The 21273-nt window shown below is 71.1% G+C and carries 23 protein-coding genes, 1 tRNA gene and 1 pseudogene; 7 read left to right on the top strand and 18 right to left on the bottom strand.

From position 1 onward, the window contains the following. Positions 1-55: 55 nt before the first annotated feature. Both AB0G17_RS04855 and AB0G17_RS04850 read right to left on the bottom strand, forming a co-directional pair. On the bottom strand, positions 56-1657 hold the full coding sequence (locus tag AB0G17_RS04855; protein ID WP_361375538.1) for an MDR family MFS transporter: 1602 nt from the start codon (positions 1655-1657) through the stop codon (positions 56-58). Between the two features lie 15 nt (positions 1658-1672). Then, positions 1673-2185: a MarR family transcriptional regulator gene (locus AB0G17_RS04850; protein WP_361375535.1), complete on the bottom strand. Its 513-nt coding sequence runs from the start codon at positions 2183-2185 to the stop codon at positions 1673-1675. A gap of 265 nt (positions 2186-2450) precedes the next feature. On the opposite strand from AB0G17_RS04850, the gene AB0G17_RS04845 reads away from it, so the two are divergent. Continuing rightward, entirely contained in the window at positions 2451-2660 is a 210-nt protein-coding gene (locus tag AB0G17_RS04845) for a hypothetical protein (protein WP_101389259.1), read from the top strand. A 129-nt stretch (positions 2661-2789) separates the two neighbouring features. Here AB0G17_RS04845 and AB0G17_RS04840 read toward each other — a convergent pair whose 3' ends face one another. The 9 genes from AB0G17_RS04840 to AB0G17_RS04800 all read right to left on the bottom strand — a co-directional run bounded on the left by AB0G17_RS04840 (position 2790) and on the right by AB0G17_RS04800 (position 8533). After that, positions 2790-3644, bottom strand: a complete 855-nt coding sequence (locus AB0G17_RS04840; RefSeq protein WP_361375530.1) for a hypothetical protein — start codon at positions 3642-3644, stop codon at positions 2790-2792. Positions 3645-3775: 131 nt separating this feature from the next. Next, positions 3776-4816: an RNA polymerase sigma factor SigF gene (locus AB0G17_RS04835; protein ID WP_361375527.1), complete on the bottom strand. Its 1041-nt coding sequence runs from the start codon at positions 4814-4816 to the stop codon at positions 3776-3778. Between the two features lie 234 nt (positions 4817-5050). Continuing rightward, positions 5051-5902 (bottom strand): RNA polymerase sigma factor SigF, encoded by an 852-nt coding sequence (locus AB0G17_RS04830; protein WP_361375524.1) that lies wholly within the window; start codon positions 5900-5902, stop codon positions 5051-5053. A gap of 272 nt (positions 5903-6174) precedes the next feature. Next, a complete protein-coding gene (locus AB0G17_RS04825) occupies positions 6175-6468 on the bottom strand; it encodes a Dabb family protein (RefSeq protein WP_361375522.1) in 294 nt (97 codons plus the stop codon). Positions 6469-6532: 64 nt separating this feature from the next. Next, positions 6533-6694, bottom strand: coding sequence for a hypothetical protein (locus AB0G17_RS04820; RefSeq protein ID WP_180357221.1), 162 nt, complete (start codon positions 6692-6694; stop codon positions 6533-6535). Between the two features lie 160 nt (positions 6695-6854). Continuing rightward, positions 6855-6939 (bottom strand) — tRNA-Ser (locus tag AB0G17_RS04815). 159 nt (positions 6940-7098) lie between these two features. Continuing rightward, positions 7099-7527 carry a tRNA adenosine(34) deaminase TadA gene (gene tadA / locus AB0G17_RS04810; protein WP_361376266.1) on the bottom strand — a complete coding sequence of 143 codons (429 nt, stop codon included), beginning with the start codon at positions 7525-7527 and terminating at the stop codon, positions 7099-7101. Positions 7528-7571: 44 nt separating this feature from the next. Then, positions 7572-8141 (bottom strand): hypothetical protein, encoded by a 570-nt coding sequence (locus tag AB0G17_RS04805; RefSeq protein ID WP_361375520.1) that lies wholly within the window; start codon positions 8139-8141, stop codon positions 7572-7574. Positions 8142-8287: 146 nt separating this feature from the next. Then, entirely contained in the window at positions 8288-8533 is a 246-nt protein-coding gene (locus tag AB0G17_RS04800) for a hypothetical protein (RefSeq protein ID WP_361375518.1), read from the bottom strand. Positions 8534-8656: 123 nt separating this feature from the next. Between AB0G17_RS04800 and upp the strand changes: the two genes are divergently transcribed. Continuing rightward, entirely contained in the window at positions 8657-9292 is a 636-nt protein-coding gene (upp, locus tag AB0G17_RS04795) for a uracil phosphoribosyltransferase (protein WP_361375516.1), read from the top strand. Between the two features lie 334 nt (positions 9293-9626). On the opposite strand, the gene AB0G17_RS04790 is transcribed toward upp, so the two are convergent. Together AB0G17_RS04790 and AB0G17_RS04785 are read right to left on the bottom strand one after the other, a co-directional pair. Continuing rightward, a complete protein-coding gene (locus AB0G17_RS04790) occupies positions 9627-10265 on the bottom strand; it encodes a LytR C-terminal domain-containing protein (protein ID WP_361375514.1) in 639 nt (212 codons plus the stop codon). A 169-nt stretch (positions 10266-10434) separates the two neighbouring features. Further along, complete coding sequence (locus tag AB0G17_RS04785) at positions 10435-10731, bottom strand: type II toxin-antitoxin system VapB family antitoxin (protein ID WP_053725882.1); 297 nt, start codon at positions 10729-10731, stop codon at positions 10435-10437. A gap of 96 nt (positions 10732-10827) precedes the next feature. Between AB0G17_RS04785 and AB0G17_RS04780 the strand changes: the two genes are divergently transcribed. Beyond that, a complete protein-coding gene (locus AB0G17_RS04780) occupies positions 10828-12564 on the top strand; it encodes a helicase HerA-like domain-containing protein (protein WP_361375511.1) in 1737 nt (578 codons plus the stop codon). Between the two features lie 508 nt (positions 12565-13072). Here the strand turns inward: AB0G17_RS04780 and AB0G17_RS04775 are convergent. Beyond that, a complete protein-coding gene (locus tag AB0G17_RS04775) occupies positions 13073-13666 on the bottom strand; it encodes an HhH-GPD-type base excision DNA repair protein (RefSeq protein ID WP_361375509.1) in 594 nt (197 codons plus the stop codon). Between the two features lie 93 nt (positions 13667-13759). On the opposite strand from AB0G17_RS04775, the pseudogene AB0G17_RS04770 reads away from it, so the two are divergent. From AB0G17_RS04770 to sigJ, 4 genes and pseudogenes are all read left to right on the top strand, one after another. After that, positions 13760-14779 (top strand): annotated as a pseudogene (locus tag AB0G17_RS04770) (hypothetical protein); the annotation flags it as partial. A gap of 12 nt (positions 14780-14791) precedes the next feature. Continuing rightward, the gene (locus tag AB0G17_RS04765; RefSeq protein WP_361375507.1) at positions 14792-15715 is read left to right on the top strand and encodes a cation diffusion facilitator family transporter; all 924 of its coding nucleotides are present in this window, start codon (positions 14792-14794) and stop codon (positions 15713-15715) included. Between the two features lie 340 nt (positions 15716-16055). Then, positions 16056-16832 (top strand): NAD(P)H-binding protein, encoded by a 777-nt coding sequence (locus AB0G17_RS04760; RefSeq protein ID WP_361375505.1) that lies wholly within the window; start codon positions 16056-16058, stop codon positions 16830-16832. A 23-nt stretch (positions 16833-16855) separates the two neighbouring features. After that, positions 16856-17743: an RNA polymerase sigma factor SigJ gene (gene sigJ, locus AB0G17_RS04755; RefSeq protein ID WP_361376263.1), complete on the top strand. Its 888-nt coding sequence runs from the start codon at positions 16856-16858 to the stop codon at positions 17741-17743. A gap of 75 nt (positions 17744-17818) precedes the next feature. Here sigJ and AB0G17_RS04750 read toward each other — a convergent pair whose 3' ends face one another. The 4 genes from AB0G17_RS04750 to AB0G17_RS04735 all read right to left on the bottom strand — a co-directional run bounded on the left by AB0G17_RS04750 (position 17819) and on the right by AB0G17_RS04735 (position 21255). After that, positions 17819-18682, bottom strand: coding sequence for a LysR family transcriptional regulator (locus AB0G17_RS04750; protein WP_361375503.1), 864 nt, complete (start codon positions 18680-18682; stop codon positions 17819-17821). Positions 18683-18841: 159 nt separating this feature from the next. Further along, entirely contained in the window at positions 18842-19216 is a 375-nt protein-coding gene (locus AB0G17_RS04745) for a cupin domain-containing protein (protein WP_361375501.1), read from the bottom strand. 75 nt (positions 19217-19291) lie between these two features. Further along, positions 19292-20659, bottom strand: a complete 1368-nt coding sequence (locus AB0G17_RS04740; protein ID WP_361375499.1) for an MFS transporter — start codon at positions 20657-20659, stop codon at positions 19292-19294. A gap of 182 nt (positions 20660-20841) precedes the next feature. Further along, entirely contained in the window at positions 20842-21255 is a 414-nt protein-coding gene (locus tag AB0G17_RS04735; RefSeq protein WP_361375497.1) for a VOC family protein, read from the bottom strand. Positions 21256-21273: the final 18 nt, after the last annotated feature.

The raw sequence follows: 21273 nt of genomic DNA, 5'->3' as shown, positions 1-21273 counted from the left end.
GTCCCCTGCCTGCCGCCCCTGTCGGGTGCCTCCGCTCAGGGGCACCCGAGTCCGGTTACTTCCCCGCCGACGGCGCCTGCTCCGACCGCGAGGACTTCAGCGCGACCTCCTTGATGAAGAGCGTCACGAAGAAGGCGAGGAGGGCGCACGGCGCGGCGTAGAGGAAGACGTCGGCCACGCCGTGGCCGTACGCGCTCTCCATCACCGTGCGCAGCGGCGCGGGCAGCTTGTCGAGGTCGGGGATGCCCCCGCCGCCGCCCTGGGCCATGCCCGCCGCCTTGGGGCCGAGGTCGGTCAGGCCGTCCTTGACGTAGTGGGTGACCCGGTTCGCCATCACGGCGCCCAGGGCGGAGACGCCGACCGCGCCGCCCAGCGACCGGAAGAACGTCACCACGGACGAGGCCGAGCCGAGGTCGGCCGCGGAGACCTGGTTCTGCGTGCACAGCACCAGGTTCTGCATCATCATGCCGATGCCGAGGCCCATCAGCGCCATGTAGATCGCGATGTGCCAGTACGCCGTGTCGTACCGCATCGTGCCCAGCAGCGCGAGACCCGCCGTGACCAGGACACCGCCGCTCACCAGCCACGCCTTCCAGCGGCCGGTCTTCGTGATGACCTGGCCGGAGACCGTGGAGGAGATGAACAGGCCGCCGATCATGGGGATGGTCAGCACGCCCGACATCGTCGGGGACTCGCCGCGCGCCAGCTGGAAGTACTGGCTGAAGAACACCGTTCCGGAGAACATCGCCACGCCGACGAAGAGCGAGGCGAGCGAGGCGAGCGTGATCGTCCGGTTGCGGAACAGCCGCAGCGGGATGATCGGCTCGGCCGCCTTCGACTCCACGTACACGAAGACCGCACCGAGCAGCACCGAGCCGCCGACCATCGCCGCCGTCTGCCAGGACACCCAGTCGTACTTGTCGCCCGCGAACGTCACCCACACCAGCAGCAGCGAGACCGCCGCGCTGATGAAGAACGCGCCCGCCCAGTCGACCTTCACCTCGCGCTTCACGACCGGCAGCTTCAGGGTCTTCTGCAACACGATCAGCGCGATCACCGCGAACGGGACGCCTACGTAGAAGCACCAGCGCCAGCCCAGCCAGTCGGTGTCCGTGATCACGCCGCCGAGCAGCGGACCGCCGACCGTCGCGACCGCGAACGTGGCACCGAGGTAGCCGCTGTACCGGCCGCGCTCACGCGGCGCGATCATCGCGGCCATGATGATCTGGGCGAGCGCGGAGAGACCGCCGACGCCGATGCCCTGGACGACGCGGCAGGCGATCAGCATGCCCGCGTTCTGGGAGAGCCCGGCCACCACCGAGCCGCTGACGTAGATCACCAGGGCTATCTGGACCAGCAGCTTCTTGCTGAACAGGTCGGAGAGCTTGCCCCACAGCGGCGTGGTCGCGGTCATCGCCAGCAGCGAGGCCGTGACCACCCAGGTGTACGCGGACTGGCCGCCGCCCAGATCGCCGATGATCTGCGGAAGGGCGTTGGAGACGATGGTCGAGGACAGGATGGCGACGAACATGCCGAGCAGCAGCCCGGACAGCGCCTCCATGATCTGCCGGTGAGTCATCGGCGCGCCACCTTCGGAGGGGTGTCCTCCGTGGGCGGTGCGGCCGTCCCGCACACCGGCCGGTGTGGATGTAGCCATGAACTTCCTTCTCTTCTAGGCCTGCTGGACCTGCTGGACCTGCTGGACCTGCTTGTCCTGTTGGGCCTGTGGGGTGGCGGGTGTACGGGCGAGGGGGGCCTCGCGGCAGTCGAAGCTCTCTCTGAGCCGGGCGAGCATGCCGTTCAGCTGTCCGACCTCGTCGTCGGACCAGTCCCGCAGCGTGCGGGCGAACATGTCCGCGGTGCGCCGCCCGAGCTCGTCGAGCATGTCCCGACCGGCGGGGGTGAGCCGCAGGATCCGGGAGCGCTTGTCCAGCGGGTCCGGGTCGCGCTCGATCCAGCCGCGCACGGCGACGTGCGTGACGTGACGACTGGTCACCGACATGTCCACGTCGAGGAGTTCGGCGAGTCTGCTGATCCGCATCTCGCCGTGGCGGCCGAGGAGCGTGAGCACGGCGGCGGACCCGGCCGGGCACTCGGCCGGCAGGATCCGGCCGAGCCCGCGCTTGACGGCCCCGATGGCGCTGAGCTGCCGGGCCAGCTCCTCATAGTGGCTCTGCGCGGCCATCGGGCTCCTCTGGTCCTGTCGACCTCGATCATTCGTTGCTTAGGGCAACCATACGGGTGATTGGTTGCTGCAGGCAAGCTAATGGGGGGAGGGGCCGGGCAAAGTGCGCGTAAAGGATTCACATATGGGAAGTCAATGCGCAGGTGGGAGGGGTCGGGCGGCCCTCGCGCCCCCTGTGCGTACGCCGTGAGCGTGTGGTGTGCGTGCCCGGGGCTCACGGGGGCGGGGGTTGGGCGGAACCCGGGACTTCGCTAGGGTCCCGTGCATGGCACACAACACCCCGGGCCCCGAGGGCAACTACGACCCCGCGGGCAGCACGCAGATGTTCCGCGCCTTCGTCGACGAGGGCGCGCCGCAGGGCCGCCAGGCGGCGACCCCGGCTGCGGCGCCGGCCGGTCCGCGCGTCGGCCTGATCGTCGGCATCGTCGTCGTACTCGCCGTCCTCGCCGGCGTCGCCTGGCTCGCGCTGGGCTGACGCCTTCTCCGTACGGTCTGCATGGCCCGTACGACCTGTAGGCCCGTATGGCCTGTACGGCGTACGGCCCTGTACGGCGCCGGCCCTGCAACTCCGTACTCCCGTACGACCCCATCGAGGCCCGTTCCGTCACCGCCAGTCGGCTGTGACGGAGCGGGTCTCGATGTGCATGCCGAGCGGTACGCGCCAGGAGTCGACGCAGACGGTGTACGTACGTGCCGTCGCGGTGCGCGCCGCTACGGGCGCGAGGGGCTGGGTCGAGGTGATCGTCGCCCAGTCGACGCCGAGCAGGCCGATGATGTGGGTGGCGAAGGTGAGCGTGCCCGGCTTGGTGGGGGTGCCGCCGGTGTTGTGGAGCGGGAGGGTGACGTTTTCGCACCAGCGGGTGGGGGTGGGAGTGGGGGTTCGGGCCGGGGTGCCGAGGGTCAGGGCGGCGGGGGTGGGGCTGGGGGTGGTGGTGCCGCCACCTGTGCCGCCGTCTGTGCCGGTTCCGCCTCCGGATGGGCTTCCGCCTGTGGTGCTTCCGCCTGTGGCGCTTCCACCGCCGGGCGTGCCGGTGCCGCCGCCTGTGGTGGCTCCGCCTCCGGGTGTGTCGCCGGTGCTTCCGGGTGTGCCGGTGCCGCCTTGGGCGGTGCCGCTTGCCGTTGGGCCGCCTCCACCCGCGGCTGAACCTGCGCCGTTTGCGGCGGTGCCGCCGCTGGCTCCGCCCGTACCACCGTTGCTGTGGGCCTTCGTGCCGCTCGGGGATGGGGATCGGACTTTCCCGTCCCGCCCGGCAGCGTTACTCCCGTCCCCCGCCGTGGCTCCCGCCCCGTCCAGCGGGACCAGCTCCACCTTGCCGTGGGGCGGTACCGCCTTGCTCGACGGGGCCTCCGTGCCCACGGCCACGTACGGCTTGCCGCCCTCCCCGCCGCAGGCGGCCAGCGTGCCGCCCAGCGCGAGCGTGGCGGCCGCCGATATGCCGATCAACGCAGCACGTCGCATCGCGCCAGTGTTGCTGACGGAGCGTCAATTGTGAACCCCGGGACGGGCCGGGGCGTGCGCGAGCGTGCTGGCCCGCGCACGCGAGGTTCCGCAGCCGGGGGGAGGAGGGGTCGACGGTCGGGCCGCGGTGGCTAGTCCGCGATCAAGCCCTCCCGTAGCTGTGCCAGCGTCCGGGTCAGCAGGCGGGAGACGTGCATCTGGGAGATGCCCACCTCCTCGCCGATCTGGGACTGCGTCATGTTCGCGAAGAAGCGGAGCATGATGATCTGGCGTTCCCGCGGGGGGAGTTTGGCCAGGAGCGGCTTGAGAGACTCGCGGTACTCGACGCCCTCCAGGGCCGCGTCCTCGTAGCCGAGGCGGTCCGCGAGGGAGCCCTCGCCGCCGTCGTCCTCGGGGGAGGGGGAGTCGAGGGAGGAGGCCGTGTACGCGTTGCCGACCGCCAGGCCGTCCACCACGTCCTCTTCCGAGACGCCCAGGACCGCCGCCAGCTCCGGGACCGTGGGCGAGCGGTCGAGCTTCTGGGCCAGCTCGTCGCTCGCCTTGGTCAGGGCCAGGCGCAGTTCCTGGAGGCGGCGCGGCACCCGCACCGACCAGCTCGTGTCGCGGAAGAAACGCTTGATCTCACCGACCACCGTCGGCATCGCGAACGTCGGGAACTCCACGCCCCGTTCGCAGTCGAACCGGTCGATCGCCTTGATCAGGCCGATCGTGCCGACCTGGACGATGTCCTCCATCGGCTCGTTGCGGGAGCGGAACCGCGCCGCCGCGTACCGCACCAGCGGCAGGTTGAGCTGGATCAGGGTGTCGCGTACGTACGTACGCTCCGGGCTCTCCGCGCTGCCCAGCGCGGCCAGCCGCAGGAACAGGGAGCGGGAGAGCGTGCGGGTGTCCAGCGGTTCGTGGGACCCCGTCGTGCTCGTCGACTCGCGCCGGGGGGCGGTGACGATGACGGGGGCCGGCGGGGCGGCGGTGTCGAGCGTGCCCAGCGCGTCGAGCGTGTCGAGCGCGCCAGGCGCGTCGAGCGTGCCAGGCGTGCCGAGCGCGAGCGCCTCGGGGGGACCGGGCACGGCGCCGGTGTCGATGGCTTCCGAACTCTCGCGCACATCGGGCGCGGGCACGCTCTTCATGAGCGTGAGCACCTGCACCTTCGAGCTGCCCTGTTCTGCGGACATGCCACCCCCTTGAGGTCGCGGACGGTCGCGGTGGCCACGACCATCGGAGGAACGCAGCCTCCACCTGAATACCGGAGGCGGAGCTGCGGCAAACGCGGTTCCAGCAGAATGTCACATGTCGGCAACACGCTGTAGTGACATGTCGACAAGTCCAGGGTGGATACGCGCAGTTAGCAGGGGGTGTGCCGATTTCACCGCCGGATTGTTCACCCAAAGGTGGATCACCCGATCCGGTTACGCCTCGATTCGATTTGCGGATCGCAATCGGGCGAAGCTCCTGGCCAGCAGCCGGGACACATGCATCTGGGACACGCCCAGCTCCTGGCTGATCTGGGACTGCGTCAGGTTGCTGTAGTAGCGGAGCATCAGGATCCGCTGCTCGCGTTCGGGCAGTTGTACGAGGAGGTGGCGGACCAGGTCGCGGTGTTCGACCCCGGCCAGTGCCGGGTCCTCGTAGCCGAGGCGGTCGAGCAGGCCCGGCAGGCCGTCGCCCTCCTGGGCCGCCTCCAGGGAGGTCGCGTGGTACGAGCGGCCCGCCTCGATGCAGGCGAGCACCTCGTCCTCGCCGATCTTCAGCCGGTCGGCGATCTCGGCGGTCGTGGGCGAGCGGCCATGAAGGGTCGTCAGGTCCTCGGTGGCCCCGTTGACCTGGACCCAGAGCTCGTGGAGGCGGCGCGGGACGTGGACGGTGCGCACGTTGTCGCGGAAGTACCGTTTGATCTCGCCGACCACCGTCGGCATGGCGAAGGTCGGGAACTGCACCCCGCGCTCCGGGTCGAACCGGTCGATCGCGTTGATCAGGCCGATCGTGCCGACCTGGACCACGTCCTCCATCGGCTCGTTGCGGGAGCGGAACCGCGCCGCCGCGTACCGCACCAGCGGCAGGTTCGCCTCGATCAGCGCCCCGCGCACCCGGTGGTGCTCCGGCGTGCCCGGCACCAGGCCCTTGAGCTGCCCGAAGAGGACCTGGGTGAGCGCCCGGGTGTCCGCGCCCCTGCTGCTGGTCCGTACGGGGGCCCGGTGGCCCTCGGGGGGCTCCTGGGGCTCGTTCTGGGGCGGCACTTGAGGTGCGGTACTGGCCGGCACGGTCAACGCCACCCCTTTGAGTTCACTGCCCGGTCAACGTCGTGGTCAACGTCGCGGTCAACGTCATGGTCAATGTCGCGGTCAACTTCGGTCGAACCATCGTCGACTCATCCGTCAAAAGCGGTCATAGCATCACAAGACATGTCCACTGTGTGCAAGCACCGTATAACCACGTGTTGAGGGCAAGTTGGGCACCGGGCCCGTGCGGCGCCCGCTCCCGGGCACGCGAAAGGCCCCGCACCGGGTGGTGCGGGGCCTTTCGGCGTACCGGCTCAGAACGGGTAGTCGGCGATCACCCAGGTGGCGAACTCGCGCCACTGCGCGGCCGCCGCCTGGTGGGCCGGGTGTTCGAGGTAACGCTTCAGCGCGTCCGCGTCCTCGACCGCCGAGTTGATGGCGAAGTCGTACGCGATGGGCCGGTCGGTGATGTTCCAGGCGCACTCCCAGAACCTCAGCTCGGGGACGACCCCGTCCAGTTCCTCGAACGCCTTCACGCCGGCGGCGACGCGCGCCTCGTCGCGCTCCACGCCTTCGTTGAGCTTGAAGAGGACCAGATGGCGGATCATGTGTGCTCCTTGCCGTACGTACGTGTCAGCGCCCCCGCCGATCGTACGAGCAGGGCTTGGCGGCTCAGCGGACCAGCTCGGTCATGAACTGGCCTATCCCCTTCGCGGCGGAGGAGATCCCCTCGAACCCCGTCTGGACCATCCCGGCGGCCTCCACGGGCGAGGTGATGATCGTGTACAGCACGAAGACGACAGCGCAATAGAGCAGGACCTTCTTCACGTCCACGTGCGTGCACCCTCCCCGGCTCCCCTGTGCGCTCGCGAGAGTCTAACCAACATCACTTCCGCCGTCCCCACCCAGTCTTCAAGGGCCAAGAGCCAAGGGCGTGCGGACCGGGGCCGGGCGCGCAAGAAGGGCCCCGACGCTGTCGGGGCCCTTCTGAGAGCGGTAGCGGAGGGATTTGAACCCTCGGTGACTTGCGCCACACTCGCTTTCGAGGCGAGCTCCTTCGGCCGCTCGGACACGCTACCGAGAGAGAGCTTAGCCCAAGGTGGCCCGTGGTTTGAAATCCGTATGCGGCGACGGGGGTGAGACGTGGGTCACCACCGGGGCGGCATGGGGTCGGCGGCCCGTCAGCCGCCCGTCGGCGGTTTCGGAAGAAGGCGGTCGGCGGTTTCGGAAGAAGGCGGTCAGCGGTCCCGGAAGAAGGCCGTCAGCTGGCGGGAGCACTCCTCCTCCAGGACGCCCTGGATCACCTCGGGGCGGTGGTTGAGCCGACGGTCGCGCACCAGGTCCCAGAGGGACCCGGCCGCGCCCGCCTTCTCGTCGCGCGCCCCGTACACGACCCGTTCGACCCGGGACTGCACCAACGCGCCCGCGCACATGACGCACGGCTCCAGGGTCACCACGAGCGTGCAGCCGGTCAGCCGCCACTCGCCGGTCTCCCGCGCCGCCCGGCGCAGCGCGAGGATCTCCGCGTGCCCCGTGGGGTCGCCGGTGATCTCGCGCTCGTTGTGGGCGGTGGCGAGCACCGTGCCGGCCGCGGACAGCACGACGGCGCCGACCGGCACGTCACCGGCCAGCGCGGCCCGCCCGGCCTCCCCGAGGGCGGTGCGCATCGGCTCCGCCCAGGGGTCGCGTACGGGATCGTGCGCCGTGCTCACTAGCGCACGGCCTCCAGCACCTCGGCCGCGCCCAGCGCGTCGGCGATCTCCACCAGCGCGTCCGAGTCGAGCGTGAGCAGCTGGCCCTCGCTCACGCCGAGGTCCGCGAGGATCGCGGTGTCCCCGAGCGGGCCCGCGGGCACCGGGTCGAGGGCGTCCACGGCTTCGTCGTCCGGGTCCTCCTGTTCGTCGAGGTCGCCGTCCTCCGTGCCGTCGAGGTCCAGCGCGTCCAGGTCGACGGCGCTGTCCTCGGAGGCCGGATCGCGGCCGAGCAGTTCGTCGGTGAGGAGGATCTCCCCGTACGAGGAACGGGCGGCGGCTGCGGCGTTGGAGACGTAGATGCGCGGGTCCTCCTCGCCGTCAACGCGGACGACGCCGAACCAGACATCCTCCTGCTCGATGAAGACGAGCACCGTGTCGTCGGCCCCGTCGGCAGTGGCCTCCCGGGCCAGGTCGGCGAGGTCGGCGAGCGTCTCCACATCGTCGAGCTCCGTGTCGCTCGCTTCCCACCCGTCTTCGGTGCGCGCGAGCAGTGCGGCGAAGTACACCGTGACTCTCCCACTGGTCATAGGCGTGCCGGTTGGGGGTCCCCCCGGCCGTGGCTTCACTGGAATCGTTGCAGAAACAACGCCGTTGCGAGAGTTCTTCCGCGGTTGCGTTTCTCCGGTCGTCGCATCGGACGCGCTCCGCGTGTCCGTTCCTGTCGCTTCTCAGGTCACCAGCGGAAGGTTCGCATGCGCATGGCCTGGCGCATACGGGCCGCGCGGGCGCGGCGGGGCTGGACGCGGTCGCGCAGGGCCTTCGCCTCGTGCAGCTCGCGCAGGAACTGGGCGCGTCGGCGCCGCCGCTCGGCCGCCGTCTCGGGCCGCTCGTCGTCCGTACGGTCCAGTTGGGCCGGCTGTTTGCTGTCCCGCGTGCCGTCGCGCGTGCTGTCCTGCTTGTCCGCCTGCTTGTCCGCCATCAGTGGGCACCGCCCCGGGGGTGTGTCAGTCCCTCGTCAGTCCCTCCCACCTTCCCTCGGGTGGGTGGTTTGATGCCAGCGCGGACGGCGCGGGCTGCCCGTTCGCCCGGTTACTGTGGGGTTATGCGTCTCCACGTCGTCGACCACCCCCTGGTCGCCCACAAGCTCACCACCCTGCGCGACAAGCGCACCGACTCGCCGACCTTCCGGCGCCTCGCCGACGAGCTGGTCACCCTGCTCGCGTACGAGGCCACGCGCGACGTGCGCACCGAGCAGGTCGACATCGAGACCCCGGTGACCCCGACGACGGGCGTGAAGCTCTCGCACCCGCGTCCGCTGGTGGTCCCGATCCTGCGGGCCGGTCTCGGCATGCTGGACGGCATGGTCCGCCTGCTGCCGACCGCCGAGGTGGGCTTCCTGGGCATGATCCGCAACGAGGAGACCCTGGCGGCCTCCACGTACGCGACGCGCATGCCGGAGGACCTCTCGGGGCGCCAGGTGTACGTCCTGGACCCGATGCTGGCCACGGGTGGCACGCTGGTCGCGGCGATCAAGGAGCTCATCAAGCGCGGTGCGGACGATGTGACGGCGGTCGTCCTGCTCGCCGCGCCCGAGGGCGTCGAGGTCATGGAGCGCGATCTCGCGGGCACGCCGGTCACGGTCGTGACGGCGTCGGTGGACGAGCGGCTCAATGAGTACGGGTACATCGTGCCGGGGCTGGGGGATGCGGGCGACCGCATGTACGGCTCGGCGGAGTAACCAGGCCTTTCCCGGGGGCGCGGCCCCCGGGCCCCGTCGCGGGGCTCCGCCCCCCAGACCCCTTCACGGGGATTCGCCCCGGGCCCCTGTTCGTCTGCGGGTCGTCTTGGGCTGGTCGCGCAGTTCCCCGCGCCCCTGAAGGCCTGGTCGTTGTTTGTCCGCGGGTCGGTGGGGGCTTGTCGCGCCCGCGCGGCGGAGCCGCACATGTCACAGCCCCGCGCCCCTCAAATGCCGCTGCGCGGCATCCTTGGGGCGCCCCGAAGGGGCGTCTCTGGGGGCGCGGGGACCTGCGCGATCAGTCGCAGGCGGCCCGCCGACGGACGCGGAGTCGTGGTCAGCACTTGCCGGACGGTTGGGGTGCCGGGTTGCCCAGGGCTGCCAGGGCCGCTGTGGCCTGTTGGGCCGGGTCCAGGGTCTGGAAGGTCGTGCCCAGGATGAGGTCGACGTCCGGGGTCGTGCGGGCGTCCGTCTTCTGGGCCGCGCCCTTCAGCTGCGTACCCAGTACGGAGAACGCGCCCCGCGTCGCCCCGGGCGCGCCCAGCAGTATCCCGTTCCCGGTGACCTTCTTGTCGTACTCCTCCGGCGCGTTCCCCACCTTGCCGATGGCGAAGCCGCGCTTCTTGAGTTCGTCGGCCGTCTCCTTGGCGAGTCCGCCCCGCGGAGTCGCGTTGTAGACGTTCACCGTGATCTGGGCGGGTTTCGGAAGCGCGGCGGCCGCCGCGGCCGCGGTGGACGGCGACGGGCTCGGCGGGCAGTCGTGCTTGGCGGCCGCGGTCTTCTTCTTCGCGTCGTCCGACCCGCCGAAGACGTCGATGAGCTGGATCGTTCCCCAGCCGATCAGACCGAGGGCCACGACGGCGGCGACTGCCGCGAGCAGGAGCCGGCCGCGTCGGCGGGGGCGGCGCATCCTCGGGTACTTGTCACCCGTGATGCGGTACTTTCCGCCCATGCCGGGGGGAGTGAGCATGCTCATGTGCGCAGCGTAGTGCGGCCTGGTGGCGATGCCTACTAAATGATCAATGGATCGCGTCCGTATGAGCGGGAAAGAGCCCGAAAGGATCAGTCGCGACCGTTCCGGACGGGCGTCGACGGACGTCGACGGGGCGTCGACGAGTTGTCGGCGGGGCCGCCGGCGGGTTTGCTCAGTCCATTTCCAGCACGCGCGCGTGCAGCACCTGGCGCTGCTGGAGCGCCGCGCGCACCGCGCGGTGCAGCCCGTCCTCCAGGTAGAGGTCGCCCTGCCACTTCACGACGTGGGCGAAGAGGTCGCCGTAGAACGTGGAGTCCTCCGCGAGGAGGGTCTCCAAGTCGAGCTGGCCCTTCGTGGTGACGAGCTGATCGAGCCGGACCGGGCGCGGCGCGACGTCCGCCCACTGCCGGGTGCTTTCCCGGCCGTGGTCGGGGTACGGCCGCCCGCTTCCGATGCGCTTGAAGATCACACGGAAAGCCTACCGGGCAAGCGGCTCCGGGCGCAGCCATGGTGCGCGAGTGCGATCCTGGGCGGAGTGCCGCAAACCCGACATTGGGGGCTCGCCATGACCGACAGCGACGACACGCCGGGCGCGGCGGGGGGTGCGGCGGCGGGCGGAACGCCGGGTGCGGAGTCGGGTGTGGCGCCTGGTGCGGCGCCTGGTGCGGCCGGGGCCGCCGACGCCCCGCCGCCTCCTCCCGTACCGCCCGCCACGCCGTCCGCCACGACCCCCGCCGCTCCCCCGGCCGTCGCGACCTCCTCCGTCTCCCTCCCCGCCCCCGTCGCCGCCATCGCCACCGGGTACTCCTTCACCGGCCCCGCCCTGGAGCTCGGGGCCGTGCTCTGGGACGGGCGGTGTCACGCCGACGCGCCCGTACGCATCCCGCTCGCCATGCTCAACCGGCACGGTCTGGTCGCCGGGGCCACCGGGACCGGCAAGACCAAGACCCTCCAGCTCATCGCCGAGCAGCTGTCCGCGAACGGCGTGCCGGTCTTCCTCGCGGACGTGAAGGGTGATCTCTCCGGGATCTCCGCGCCGGGGCAGGACAACGCGAAGGTGCGGGAGCGGGCCGGGCAGGTCGGGCAGGCGTGGGAGGCGGCGGCCTTCCCGTGCGAGTTCTACGCGCTCGGCGGCATCGGCACCGGTGTCCCGCTGCGCGCCACGGTCACCGGCTTCGGGCCCGTACTCCTGTCGAAGGTGCTCCAGCTCAACCAGACACAGGAGCAGTCGCTCGGGCTGATCTTCCACTACGCCGACTCCAAGGGTCTGGAGCTGTACGACCTGAAGGACCTCAAGGCGGTCACCGGCTTCCTCGTCTCCGACGTCGGCAAGCCTGAGCTGAAGGGGATCGGCGGGCTGTCGTCGGCGACGGCCGGGGTGATCCTGCGGGCGATCACGACGTTCGAGCAGCAGGGGGCGGCCGAGTTCTTCGGTGAGCCGGAGTTCGACGTCACGGAGCTGCTGCGGGCGGCGCCGGACGGGCGCGGGCTGGTGTCCGTACTGGAGCTGCCCGCCGTCCAGGACAAGCCGCAGCTCTACTCCACATTCCTGATGTGGCTGCTCGCGGAGCTGTTCAACAGGCTGCCGGAGGTCGGGGACGTGGACCGGCCGAAGCTCGTCTTCTTCTTCGACGAGGCGCATCTGCTGTTCAGCGGGGCGTCGAAGGCGTTCCTGGAGTCGATCACGCAGACGGTACGGCTGATTCGCTCGAAGGGGGTCGGCGTCTTCTTCGTCACGCAGACGCCGAAGGACGTGCCGGGGGATGTGCTGGCGCAGCTGGGCAACCGGGTGCAGCACGCGCTGCGGGCGTTCACGCCGGACGACGCGAAGGCGCTGAAGGCGACGGTACGGACGTTTCCGAAGTCGCCGTACGACCTGGAGTCGACGCTCACCGGGCTCGGTACGGGTGAGGCGGTGGTCACGGTCCTGAGTGAGGGGGGCGCGCCGACGCCGGTGGCGGTGACGCGGTTGCGGGCGCCGGGGTCGTTGATGGGGCCGGTGCCTTCGGAGGACCTCGACCGGGTGGTCAAGTCCTCGCTCCTGTACGGGCGTTACGCGGAGGCGGTGGACCGGGAGTCGGCGTTCGAGAAGCTTTCGGTGGAGGAGAGGGAGAGGGAGGCGGAGGTGGTGGGGGCGGTGCTGGAGACGCCCAAGGCGCCTTCGGCGCCGAAGGGGAGGGCTGACAAGTCCCTGGCCGAGCAGGTGGTGGGCAGCGGGATCTTCCGCTCGCTGGCGAGGTCGGTGGGTACGCAACTGGGCCGCGAGATCTCCCGCTCCCTGTTCGGCACGCGCCGCAGATAACCCACCTGGCGCCTTCCCCGGGGCTGCGCCCCCGGCCCCTTCCCCGGGGCTGCGCCCTGGGCGGGGCTGCGCCCCGGGCCCCTGTTTGTCTGCGGGCCGGTGGGGGCTGGTCGCGCAGTTCCCCGCGCCCCTTCAGCGCGCCCCTGCGGGGCGATCCTTCACCCGCGGGGCGTGCGATCGCCCCGGAGGGGCGCCTATAGGGGCGCGGGGAACTGCGCGCTCAGCCCAAGCGGACCCGCACTCGACCACCGGCCGGGCTTTTAGGGGCGCGGGGAACTGCGCGACAAGCCCAAGCGGACCCGCACTCGACCACCGGCCGGGTCTTTAGGGGCGCGGGGAACTGCGCGCTCAGCCCCCACCGGCTCGCAGGCGAACCCTGGGCCCAAAAGGGGCGCGGGGAACTGCGCGGCGGCCCCCACCGGCCCGCAGGCGAACCCCGGGCCCAAAGGGGGCGCGGGGAACTGCGCGTTCAGCCCCCACCGGCCCGCAGGCGAACCCCGGCCAAGACTTACTTCCGCGGCTTCGCCGCACCCCGCGCAGCCGCCTTGGCTTCCTGTTTGTACGCGCGGACCTTCGCCAGCGTCTCCGGGCCCGTGATGTCCGCGACCGAGCGGTGGCAGTCGGGCTCGCCGTAGGGGCCCGCCGCCTCGCGCCAGCCCGGGGGGCGTACGGCGAGCTGCTTGCCCAGGAGGGCCAGGAAGATGCGGGCCTTCTGGTCGCCGAAGCCGGGGAGCGCCTTGAGGCGGGTCAGCAGGTCCGCGCCGGTCGGGGCGTCGCGCCACACCGCCTCCGCCTCGCCCCCGTACTCCTCCACCAGGTAGCGGCAGAGCTGCTGGATCCGCTGGGCCATGGACCCGGGGTACCGGTGCACCGCCGGTTTCTGCTTCAGGAGCTCCGCGAAGGCGTCCGGGTCGTACGACGCGATCGCCGCCGCGTCCAGATCCTCCGCGCCCATCCGCGTCGCGATCGTGTACGGGCCCGCGAAGGCCCACTCCATGGGGATCTGCTGGTCGAGCAGCATGCCGACGAGCGCGGCCAGCGGGCTGCGGCCGAGCAGCGCGTCGGCCTCGGGCTGCTGGGCCAGGTGCAGGTTGGGTGCCATACGCCGATGATCACCGCACCGGTCGCGTACCGCATGTGCGGCACACGGAGGCTCGCTCCTTTCGCGGGCGGAGCGACCGGTCGACAGACAGGAGGGGAGCTGAGCAACGGGATTCTCGTGCTGGAGACCTTTCTCGGGTGTTCCACCCAGGAAGCCGCCGAGACCGTCAACGATCTCCTCACCTCCCGGCTTCAGCAGTTCGAGAACACCGCGCTGACTGAAGTTCCGGCGCTGTGTCTGGAGAAGGGGCTCAGTCCGGAGGAGTGCGCGCGGATCGCCGCCTACGTCAAGGGCCTCCAGGACTGGCAGTCCGGCGGCCACGAGTGGCACATGCGCTCCAGCCGGTACATGAACAAGGAGGCCGAGGCGCGCGGTTCGATGTTCGGGGGCGTTCTCGGGACCTCCGCCCTCGACATCAAGAACCTGTTCGGGCGGCCGGCGGCGGCACGGCTGCGCAGCCACACCCATGTGCCGTTCACCCGCGTCGGCCCCTCCCTGCTGCCCGACTTCGACGTCCCCTTCGAGCTGGGGCTCAGCCCGCACCACGCCGGGGCCCGGGACCGCTCGGTCGCCTGGGCGGGCCGGATGGGCCTGCTCAACGACATCTGGGACGAGCAGAAGCTGATCGGCTACGACTTCGCGCTCTGCTCGGCCGGGCTCGACCCGGACGCCACCCCGGAGGAGGAGGTCGAGTTCGAGGGCGAGGTGCACAACCTGCTCCTGGTGGTGCAGCGCCTCTTCGACTGCGACTACCCGGCCTCGGTGCGGATCGCCGACGACCTGGTGCGCTCGCGGATGCAGCAGTTCCTCCACATCAAGAAGACGGAGATCCCGCTGCTGTACGAGGAGTTCGGGCTCGACGGGGAGGGCCGGGCGGCGCTCGACGCGTATGTGAAGGAGTTCGAGGACTGGATCGCGGGGATCCTCAACTGGCACCGGAGCGTGCGCCGCTACAGCGAGGAGTCGCTGCGGGGCGGGTCGCTGCCGAACGTGGTGCCCTCGGTGCTCGCCTCCGACGGGCCCGGCACGGCCGCGCTGCGGCTCGCCCAGCTGGTGGCGCAGTCGACCGGCGGCCCGGTGAACAGCCGGGTAGCGAGGCTCTCCGGGGCGTGATCGACTTGCCGCATGGGCCATGACCACGGACCGGTGCCTTCGGCCGCGGGCACCCTGAGCGGCGCTTTCCGCGGCCGGCTGCTGTGGACCATCGGCATCAGCGCGTCGATCACCCTCATCCAGGTGGTCGGCGCGCTGCTCTCCGGCTCGCTCGCGCTGCTCGCGGACGCCGCGCACAGCCTCACCGACGCGGTCGGCGTCGCGCTGGCGCTCGGCGCGATCTCCCTGGCCCAGCGCGCGCCCACCCCCCGGCGGACCTTCGGCTTCTACCGGGTGGAGATCTTCTCGGCCGTCCTGAACGCCCTGCTGCTCGTGGTGATCCTCATCTGGGTGCTGTGGTCGGCGGTCGGCCGGTTCAGCGAGCCGGTCCAGGTCAAGGGCGGGCTGATGTTCGCGGTCGCGGTGGGGGGGCTCGCGGCGAACCTGGTCGGGCTGTGGCTGCTGCGGGACGCCAAGGACCAGAGCCTCAATCTGCGCGGCGCCTATCTGGAGGTGCTCGGTGACGCGCTCGGCTCGGTCGCGGTGATCGTCGGCGGTCTCGTCATCCTCCTGACGGGCTGGCAGGCGGCCGACCCGATCGCCTCCATCGTGATCGGCCTGCTGATCGTGCCGAGGGCGTACGGACTGCTGCGCGACGCCCTGCACGTCCTGATGGAGGCCACGCCGCAGGACATGGACCTCGCGGAGGTGCGCCGGCATCTGCTGGAGGAGCCCGGGGTGCTTGCGGTGCACGATCTGCACGGCTGGACCGTCACCTCCGGGATGCCGGTCCTCACCGCCCATGTGGTGGTGGCCGACGACGCGCTCGCCGACGGGTACGGGGACCTGCTGTGCCGCCTCCAGCGCTGCGTCGGCGACCACTTCGACGTGGCCCACTCCACCATCCAGCTGGAGCCCGAGGGACACCCCGAGACGCCCGGCGCACTGCACAGCTAGGGCCTGTCCGGTGGGTCCGGTCGGCTTCGGCGCGGGGTGCGATTTCGGTGCTGGTGAGCGGGGGTCTGGTGCGTCCAGCTGCAAGGCGGAGGATTGAGTCGACGCGATGGGGGTCCCCCCTGCTCGAGCGAAGCCGAGAGCTTGGGGGAGTCGGCGATTGACGACAACGCGGCTGGGGCCCCCTGGCCCTTAAGGCCTTGGGGGAGGGCGTGCCAGACCCCCGCGTGCCGACCGGACCCACCGGACAGGCCCTGGGACAGGCCCTGGTGCGGCGCCCGCTTTCCCGTCCGCGAGCGGTGCGCCCTTGTCACATCCGGGCCCGGCGCGTCGTCCTAGGGACATGGACATCGCCATTGCGGGAGGGACGGGGACGCTGGGAAGCCGCGTCGCCGAGGAGCTGCGCACGCGGGGGCACCACGTGCGGGTGCTGAGCCGCAGGTCGCCGGAGTACCGGGTCGACCTGACCACGGGGGAGGGGCTGATCGACGCCCTTGCGGGGTGCGACGTCGTGGTGGATGCGGCGAACAGCCACGGGACCGCCAAGGGGGCGTCCCGCACGCTCGTGGACGGGACGCGGCGACTGCTCGCCGCCGCGCGCGCCGTGGGCGTACAGCACCACGTATGCGTCTCGATCGTGGGCTGCGACATGGTGCCGATGGGATATTTGCAGGTCAAGGCCGAACAGGAGTGGGTCGTACGGGAGGGCAGGGTGCCCTGGACGATCGTGCGGGCCACACAATTCCACGAACTGCTCGCCTCGGCGCTGGCGTCGGCCGCCAAGTGGGGCGTGGTGCCGGTGCCCCGGGCGCGGGTGCGCTCGGTCGCCTGTATGGAGGTCGCCTGGGTGGTCGCCGACGTGGCGGAGGGGGTGCCGCACCGGGGGCGGATCGAGATCTGCGGGCCCGAGGACACCGATGTGCGGGAGATGGCCCGGGTGTGGCGCTCGGTCACCCGGCGCAGGGCCGTCCTGATGCCGGTGCCGCTGCCCGGCCGGATGGGCCAGGCGCTGCGGGCGGGCGCGCTCACCGTGGAGCGGCCGGACGTGCGCGGCACCATGTCGTTCGGGGAGTGGCTGCGGACCGAACAGGTCTGGGCGAGCGTCGCGGGGCTGCGGTGAGCGCGCCCGGCGGGCGCGGGCCGCTGTCCGGCGAGGACGGGCTGGCGCGGGCCTTCGAACGGGAGCGGCCCCGGCTGCTGCGGGTCGCCTATACGACGACGGGGTGCCTGGCGGAGGCGGAGGACTGCGTCCAGGAGGCGTGGCTGCGGCTGCGCGGCCTCGAGGACCCGGGCGCCGTGCGCGATCTGCGCGCCTGGCTGACCACGACCGTGGGCCGGCTCGCCCTGGACGCGCTGGGCAGCGCGCGGGTGCGGCGCGAGCGGTACGTCGGCACCTGGCTGCCCGAGCCGCTGGTGGAGCACGCGCCGGACGAACAGGACCCCGCCGACCGGGTCACGCTGGACGAGTCGGTGTCGATGGCCCTGATGATCGTGCTGGACGAGCTGTCGCCCGCCCAGCGCACCGCGTTCCTGCTGCACGACGTGTTCGGGCTGCCCTTCGAGGAGGTCGCGGGCGTGGTGGGCCGCACCCCGGCGGCCGTACGCCAGTTGGCCTCGCGGGCCCGCCGCCACGTCGACGCCAGCCGCCCGCACCACCCCGCCGGTTACGCCCGCCAGCGCGAGCTGGTCAGCGCCTTCGGCCAGGCCTGCCAGGAGGGGGATCTGGAGCGGCTGGTCTCGCTGCTCGACCCCGAGGTGGTGTGGCGCGGCGACGGCGGCGGAAAGGTGACCGCCCTGCACGGCATCGTGCGCGGCGCCGACAGCGTGGCGCGCGGCATCGTCGCCCTGACCCGGGTGCACGTCCCGCCGGACGGGCTGCGGATCGCGCACGTCAACGGGGCGCCCGGCCTGGTCCTGTGCCACTGGGACGGCGCCCGCACGATCGTGGCGATCACCGTGGACGGCGGCCGGATCACCTCCGTGGACGCCATCCGCAATCCGGACAAGCTGACCCACGTACCGGACGCGTAGGCGCTCCGCCGGGAGGGCGGTCCATTCGACTGCGGGCCGTCTGTGGCCGGGCTGGGACTCCGCGGGCGTCCGACGTCACGCGTCCTCCGCCGCCGTCCCGACCGCCGCCCGTGCCATGGCCACGAAGCGGCGTATCAGGGGATGGCCGCCCTGCTGCGGATAGACCAGGTTGAGGGGGACGCGCGGGGCGTCCGGGATCGCGAGGAACGAGACGAACGGGTGGATGTGCTGGCGGCCGACGAACTCCGGGACCACACCCACGCCCTTGTTGGACGCGACCGCCTCCAGCCACTCGTCGAAGTTGCGGCAGACCACGGAGACGCTGGGCTGGTGGTCCGAGGGCCAGTCGGCCAAGTCGGTCGTACCGCTCACCTCGTTGAGGACGAGCCGGTGGTCGGCGATCTCGTGCCAGCGGATCTCCTCCCGCCCGGCGAGTTCCGAGCGCGTCGACACCGCCAGGATCCGTCGTTCGTGCAGCAGGGTGACGGACCGCATGTTGGCGGCCTGGGTGCGGCCCCGCAGGATCGCCAGGTCGGCCTCGCCGCGGTCCACCCCCGCGAGCTTCGCGTCATGGCGGTGTACGCGTACGGACATGCCGGTCTCCGCTTCGAAGGAAGCGATGACCTCCTGGGTCCAGCCCGTGGGGAATCCCCAGGCGAACCCCACGCGGAAGGCCTCCTCGTGGGACTCGGGCCGCAGTGCCGCCTCCAACCGGGGGATGATGACGCGCAGTTGGTCGTAGAGCGCCTCACCGGCCGGGGTGAGGGCCACCTGACGCGTCGTCCGTTCCAGCAGACGCCGGCCGACCAGCTCCTCCAGACGGCGGATGTTGCGACTGAGCGTCGGCTGGGACACGTTCATCCGCTTCGCAGCCCGGGTGAAGTGTTTCTCGTCCGCCAAGGCCAGAAACCCACGCAGGTGATGCAGCTCGATACTCATGCACAGCAGCATACGTAAGGCCGCGAAGGGACCCTTTGCCTCACCGGACGGCCCTCGGTTCAGGGCGGTCACCGTATCTGCGCCATTTCTTTTCAGCGGTGTGTCGGTGTGTCGGTGCAGGGGACAAGTACCTGCGCCGACACCCCACTTGTCCCGGTCTCAGTCCCGGTACTCCTGCTCCGTCACGTGCTCCTTCCATTCCGTCGGCCCGTCCGTGACGGCGATGTGCGTCATGAACGTGTTCGGACCCGCGCCGTGCCAGTGCTCCTCACCGGGGTGGCAGACGACCGTGTCGCCCGCCCTGATCTCCTGGCGCTCGCCGCCCCGGTGGCCCACGACTCCCACGCCTTCGGTGACGTGCAGGACCTGCCCGGCGGGGTGCCGGTGCCAGGCGCTGCGGGAACCGGGCGTGAACAGCACATTGCGTACTTCGACGTTGGCGGTCGCGCCGATACGCGGCCACAGCCACACATCGCCGAAGAAGCGGTCTTCGGGGCCCTTGGTCGCGTCTCCGGGGTGACGGATGACATCCATGGTGTGAACTCCTTTTGACTTTCTGGTTTTTGATGTATTGCGCGTATGTGGAGATATGTATGGTGCGGCGCGCTTTCAGCGATCCGCGATCCCGTTCATGTCCTTTCCCGCCCCGTCCTTGCCCGCTTCGGCCTTGCCCGCCAGTGCGATCAGCGCGGCGGCGGTGAGCGATACGAGCGCCAGAATCGCGTTGGTCATGCCGAAGGCGTCGCCCGGGTCGCCGCTGCGCTCGACGAGCCCCAGATAGACCGTGCCGAAGACCGCCACGCCCATGGTTCCGCCGACCTGGAGCGTCGTGTTGAACAGGCCGCTCACGTCCGGCGCGTACCGTGCCTCGACGGACTCCGTCAGACGGGCGAGCGTCCCGCTGAACGCGGCGCCGTAGCCGACGCCTCCGATGCCGAGCAGCACGATCAGCCAGCCGGTGCCCTGCGCGCCGGCCGCCACACCGGCGAAGGCGACCGCCATCAGCAGACCCCCGACCGGGGCCGCGAGCTTCGTCATGCGCGCCCCCGTCCGGCCGAGCACCGGCCCGACCAGGGCGAACGTCGCCACCCACGCGATGGGGACCAGACCCGCGTAGACCGCGCTCTTGCCCAGGCCCTGCTGCAGATAGAGCGCGAGGACGAACAGCAGCGCGAAGTACCCGGCCCGGGTGGCCCCTTGGGAGAGCAGCGCCAGGGCCACCTGCTTGCGGGCGAGCAGCGCCACGTTCATCAACGGGTCGCCCCCGCGCCCCGCGATGCCCCGCTCCACCCTGACGAACAGGGCGAAGACCGGCAGCGACGCGATGAGGCAGAGCCATGTCCAGGGCGCCCAGCCCGCGTCCTGCCCCAGCACCAGCGGTGTCACCAGCAGGAACAGCGCGAGCGACAGCAGCCCGACGCCCCGCAGGTCCAGCTTCTTCTGCCCCCGGCTCTCGTCGGCGGGCAGGAAGGTGTACGAGGTGATGAACAGGGCGATGCCGATCGGCACGTTGATCAGGAAGATCGGACGCCAGCCCATGCCCAGGACGTCGGCCGACACCAGGACGCCGCCGAGCGCCTGGCCGACGACGGAACTCACGCCCAGGACACCGGTGTAGGTGCCCAGGGCCCGGCGCCGCGCGGAGCCCTCGAAGTTGACCTGGATGCCCGTCAGGACCTGCGACACCATCAGCGCGGCGCCGAGCCCCTGCACGACGCGGGCGCCCACCAGCGTGGTGCTGTCGGGGGCCAGGCCGCAGGCGAGCGAGGACAGCGTGAAGACGGCGAGCCCGAACAGATAGGTCCAGCGTCGCCCGCGCACCTCGCCCAGCCGTGCGCCGGTGATCAGCAGCATGGCGTACGCGAGCGTGTAGCCCGAGACGATGAGTTCCAGTTCACCGCCGGAGGCGTGCAGCCGGTCACGGATCGAGGGGATCGCGACGTTGACCACGGCGATGTCCACGTTGCCGAGGAACATGCCGCCGAGCAGCGAGATCAGCAGCCAGGTGGACCGGCGCCCGTCCGCTCTGGATGCGCCTTGCTCTGTCCCGGCTCGCGATGGGTCATGTGCAGGAGACGTCTTCAAGGAATCCACATCCAGGACTGTAGCTACTAGTATGTACAGTCCGCAACGCGAGGCGCCGCGGACCGCTCACGGGCCTACTGGACGGCGTCCCGCTGGACCAGCTGGAACTGGATCCCCTTCGAAGTCCCGGGCTCCGTCCACGCGTTGAGGTTCGGGCCGACCGGGACGGGCTCGCCGGTGGTGAGCTCGATGCCGAGGCCCTGGACGGCCCGCATCATCTGGGACACGTCGTCGACCTCGACGCCGATGTGCTCCAGCCGGGCCTGGTTGCCGTCGCCCAGCCTGCGCTGCCGGGCCTCCGGCGTGGTGGGCTCGATGAGCTCGATCCGGCCGTCCCCGCAGTGGTAGAACGCGATCTTCACGTTCCGGGCCGGTACCTCCTCCGCCCGTTCCAGCCGCATTCCCAGACTTTCCAGGAGCGCCCTCGCTTCGGTGATGTCGTCGACGACCACTCCGATGTGGTCGATGCGCTTGAACATGTCCGCCATGTCCGCCTCCTGATGCGT

It is taken from the genome of Streptomyces sp. NPDC023838 (genome assembly GCF_040639555.1).
GTDB lineage: Bacteria > Actinomycetota > Actinomycetes > Streptomycetales > Streptomycetaceae > Streptomyces.
This window is presented reverse-complemented; position numbering and strand designations above follow the sequence as displayed.

Excerpts from the sequence above, each read along its gene's own strand:
- AB0G17_RS04855 (WP_361375538.1), bottom strand. The coding sequence starts at position 1,657 with ATGGCTACATCCACACCGGCCGGTGTGCGGGACGGCCGCACCGCCCAC.
- AB0G17_RS04850 (WP_361375535.1), bottom strand. The coding sequence starts at position 2,185 with ATGGCCGCGCAGAGCCACTATGAGGAGCTGGCCCGGCAGCTCAGCGCC.
- AB0G17_RS04845 (WP_101389259.1), top strand. The coding sequence starts at position 2,451 with ATGGCACACAACACCCCGGGCCCCGAGGGCAACTACGACCCCGCGGGC.
- AB0G17_RS04840 (WP_361375530.1), bottom strand. The coding sequence starts at position 3,644 with ATGCGACGTGCTGCGTTGATCGGCATATCGGCGGCCGCCACGCTCGCG.
- AB0G17_RS04835 (WP_361375527.1), bottom strand. The coding sequence starts at position 4,816 with ATGTCCGCAGAACAGGGCAGCTCGAAGGTGCAGGTGCTCACGCTCATG.
- AB0G17_RS04825 (WP_361375522.1), bottom strand. The coding sequence starts at position 6,468 with ATGATCCGCCATCTGGTCCTCTTCAAGCTCAACGAAGGCGTGGAGCGC.
- tadA (WP_361376266.1), bottom strand. The coding sequence starts at position 7,527 with ATGCGCACCGCCCTCGGGGAGGCCGGGCGGGCCGCGCTGGCCGGTGAC.
- AB0G17_RS04805 (WP_361375520.1), bottom strand. The coding sequence starts at position 8,141 with ATGACCAGTGGGAGAGTCACGGTGTACTTCGCCGCACTGCTCGCGCGC.
- AB0G17_RS04800 (WP_361375518.1), bottom strand. The coding sequence starts at position 8,533 with ATGGCGGACAAGCAGGCGGACAAGCAGGACAGCACGCGCGACGGCACG.
- upp (WP_361375516.1), top strand. The coding sequence starts at position 8,657 with ATGCGTCTCCACGTCGTCGACCACCCCCTGGTCGCCCACAAGCTCACC.
- AB0G17_RS04790 (WP_361375514.1), bottom strand. The coding sequence starts at position 10,265 with ATGAGCATGCTCACTCCCCCCGGCATGGGCGGAAAGTACCGCATCACG.
- AB0G17_RS04780 (WP_361375511.1), top strand. The coding sequence starts at position 10,828 with ATGACCGACAGCGACGACACGCCGGGCGCGGCGGGGGGTGCGGCGGCG.
- AB0G17_RS04775 (WP_361375509.1), bottom strand. The coding sequence starts at position 13,666 with ATGGCACCCAACCTGCACCTGGCCCAGCAGCCCGAGGCCGACGCGCTG.
- AB0G17_RS04765 (WP_361375507.1), top strand. The coding sequence starts at position 14,792 with ATGGGCCATGACCACGGACCGGTGCCTTCGGCCGCGGGCACCCTGAGC.
- AB0G17_RS04760 (WP_361375505.1), top strand. The coding sequence starts at position 16,056 with ATGGACATCGCCATTGCGGGAGGGACGGGGACGCTGGGAAGCCGCGTC.
- AB0G17_RS04750 (WP_361375503.1), bottom strand. The coding sequence starts at position 18,682 with ATGAGTATCGAGCTGCATCACCTGCGTGGGTTTCTGGCCTTGGCGGAC.
- AB0G17_RS04745 (WP_361375501.1), bottom strand. The coding sequence starts at position 19,216 with ATGGATGTCATCCGTCACCCCGGAGACGCGACCAAGGGCCCCGAAGAC.
- AB0G17_RS04740 (WP_361375499.1), bottom strand. The coding sequence starts at position 20,659 with ATGTTCCTCGGCAACGTGGACATCGCCGTGGTCAACGTCGCGATCCCC.
- AB0G17_RS04735 (WP_361375497.1), bottom strand. The coding sequence starts at position 21,255 with ATGGCGGACATGTTCAAGCGCATCGACCACATCGGAGTGGTCGTCGAC.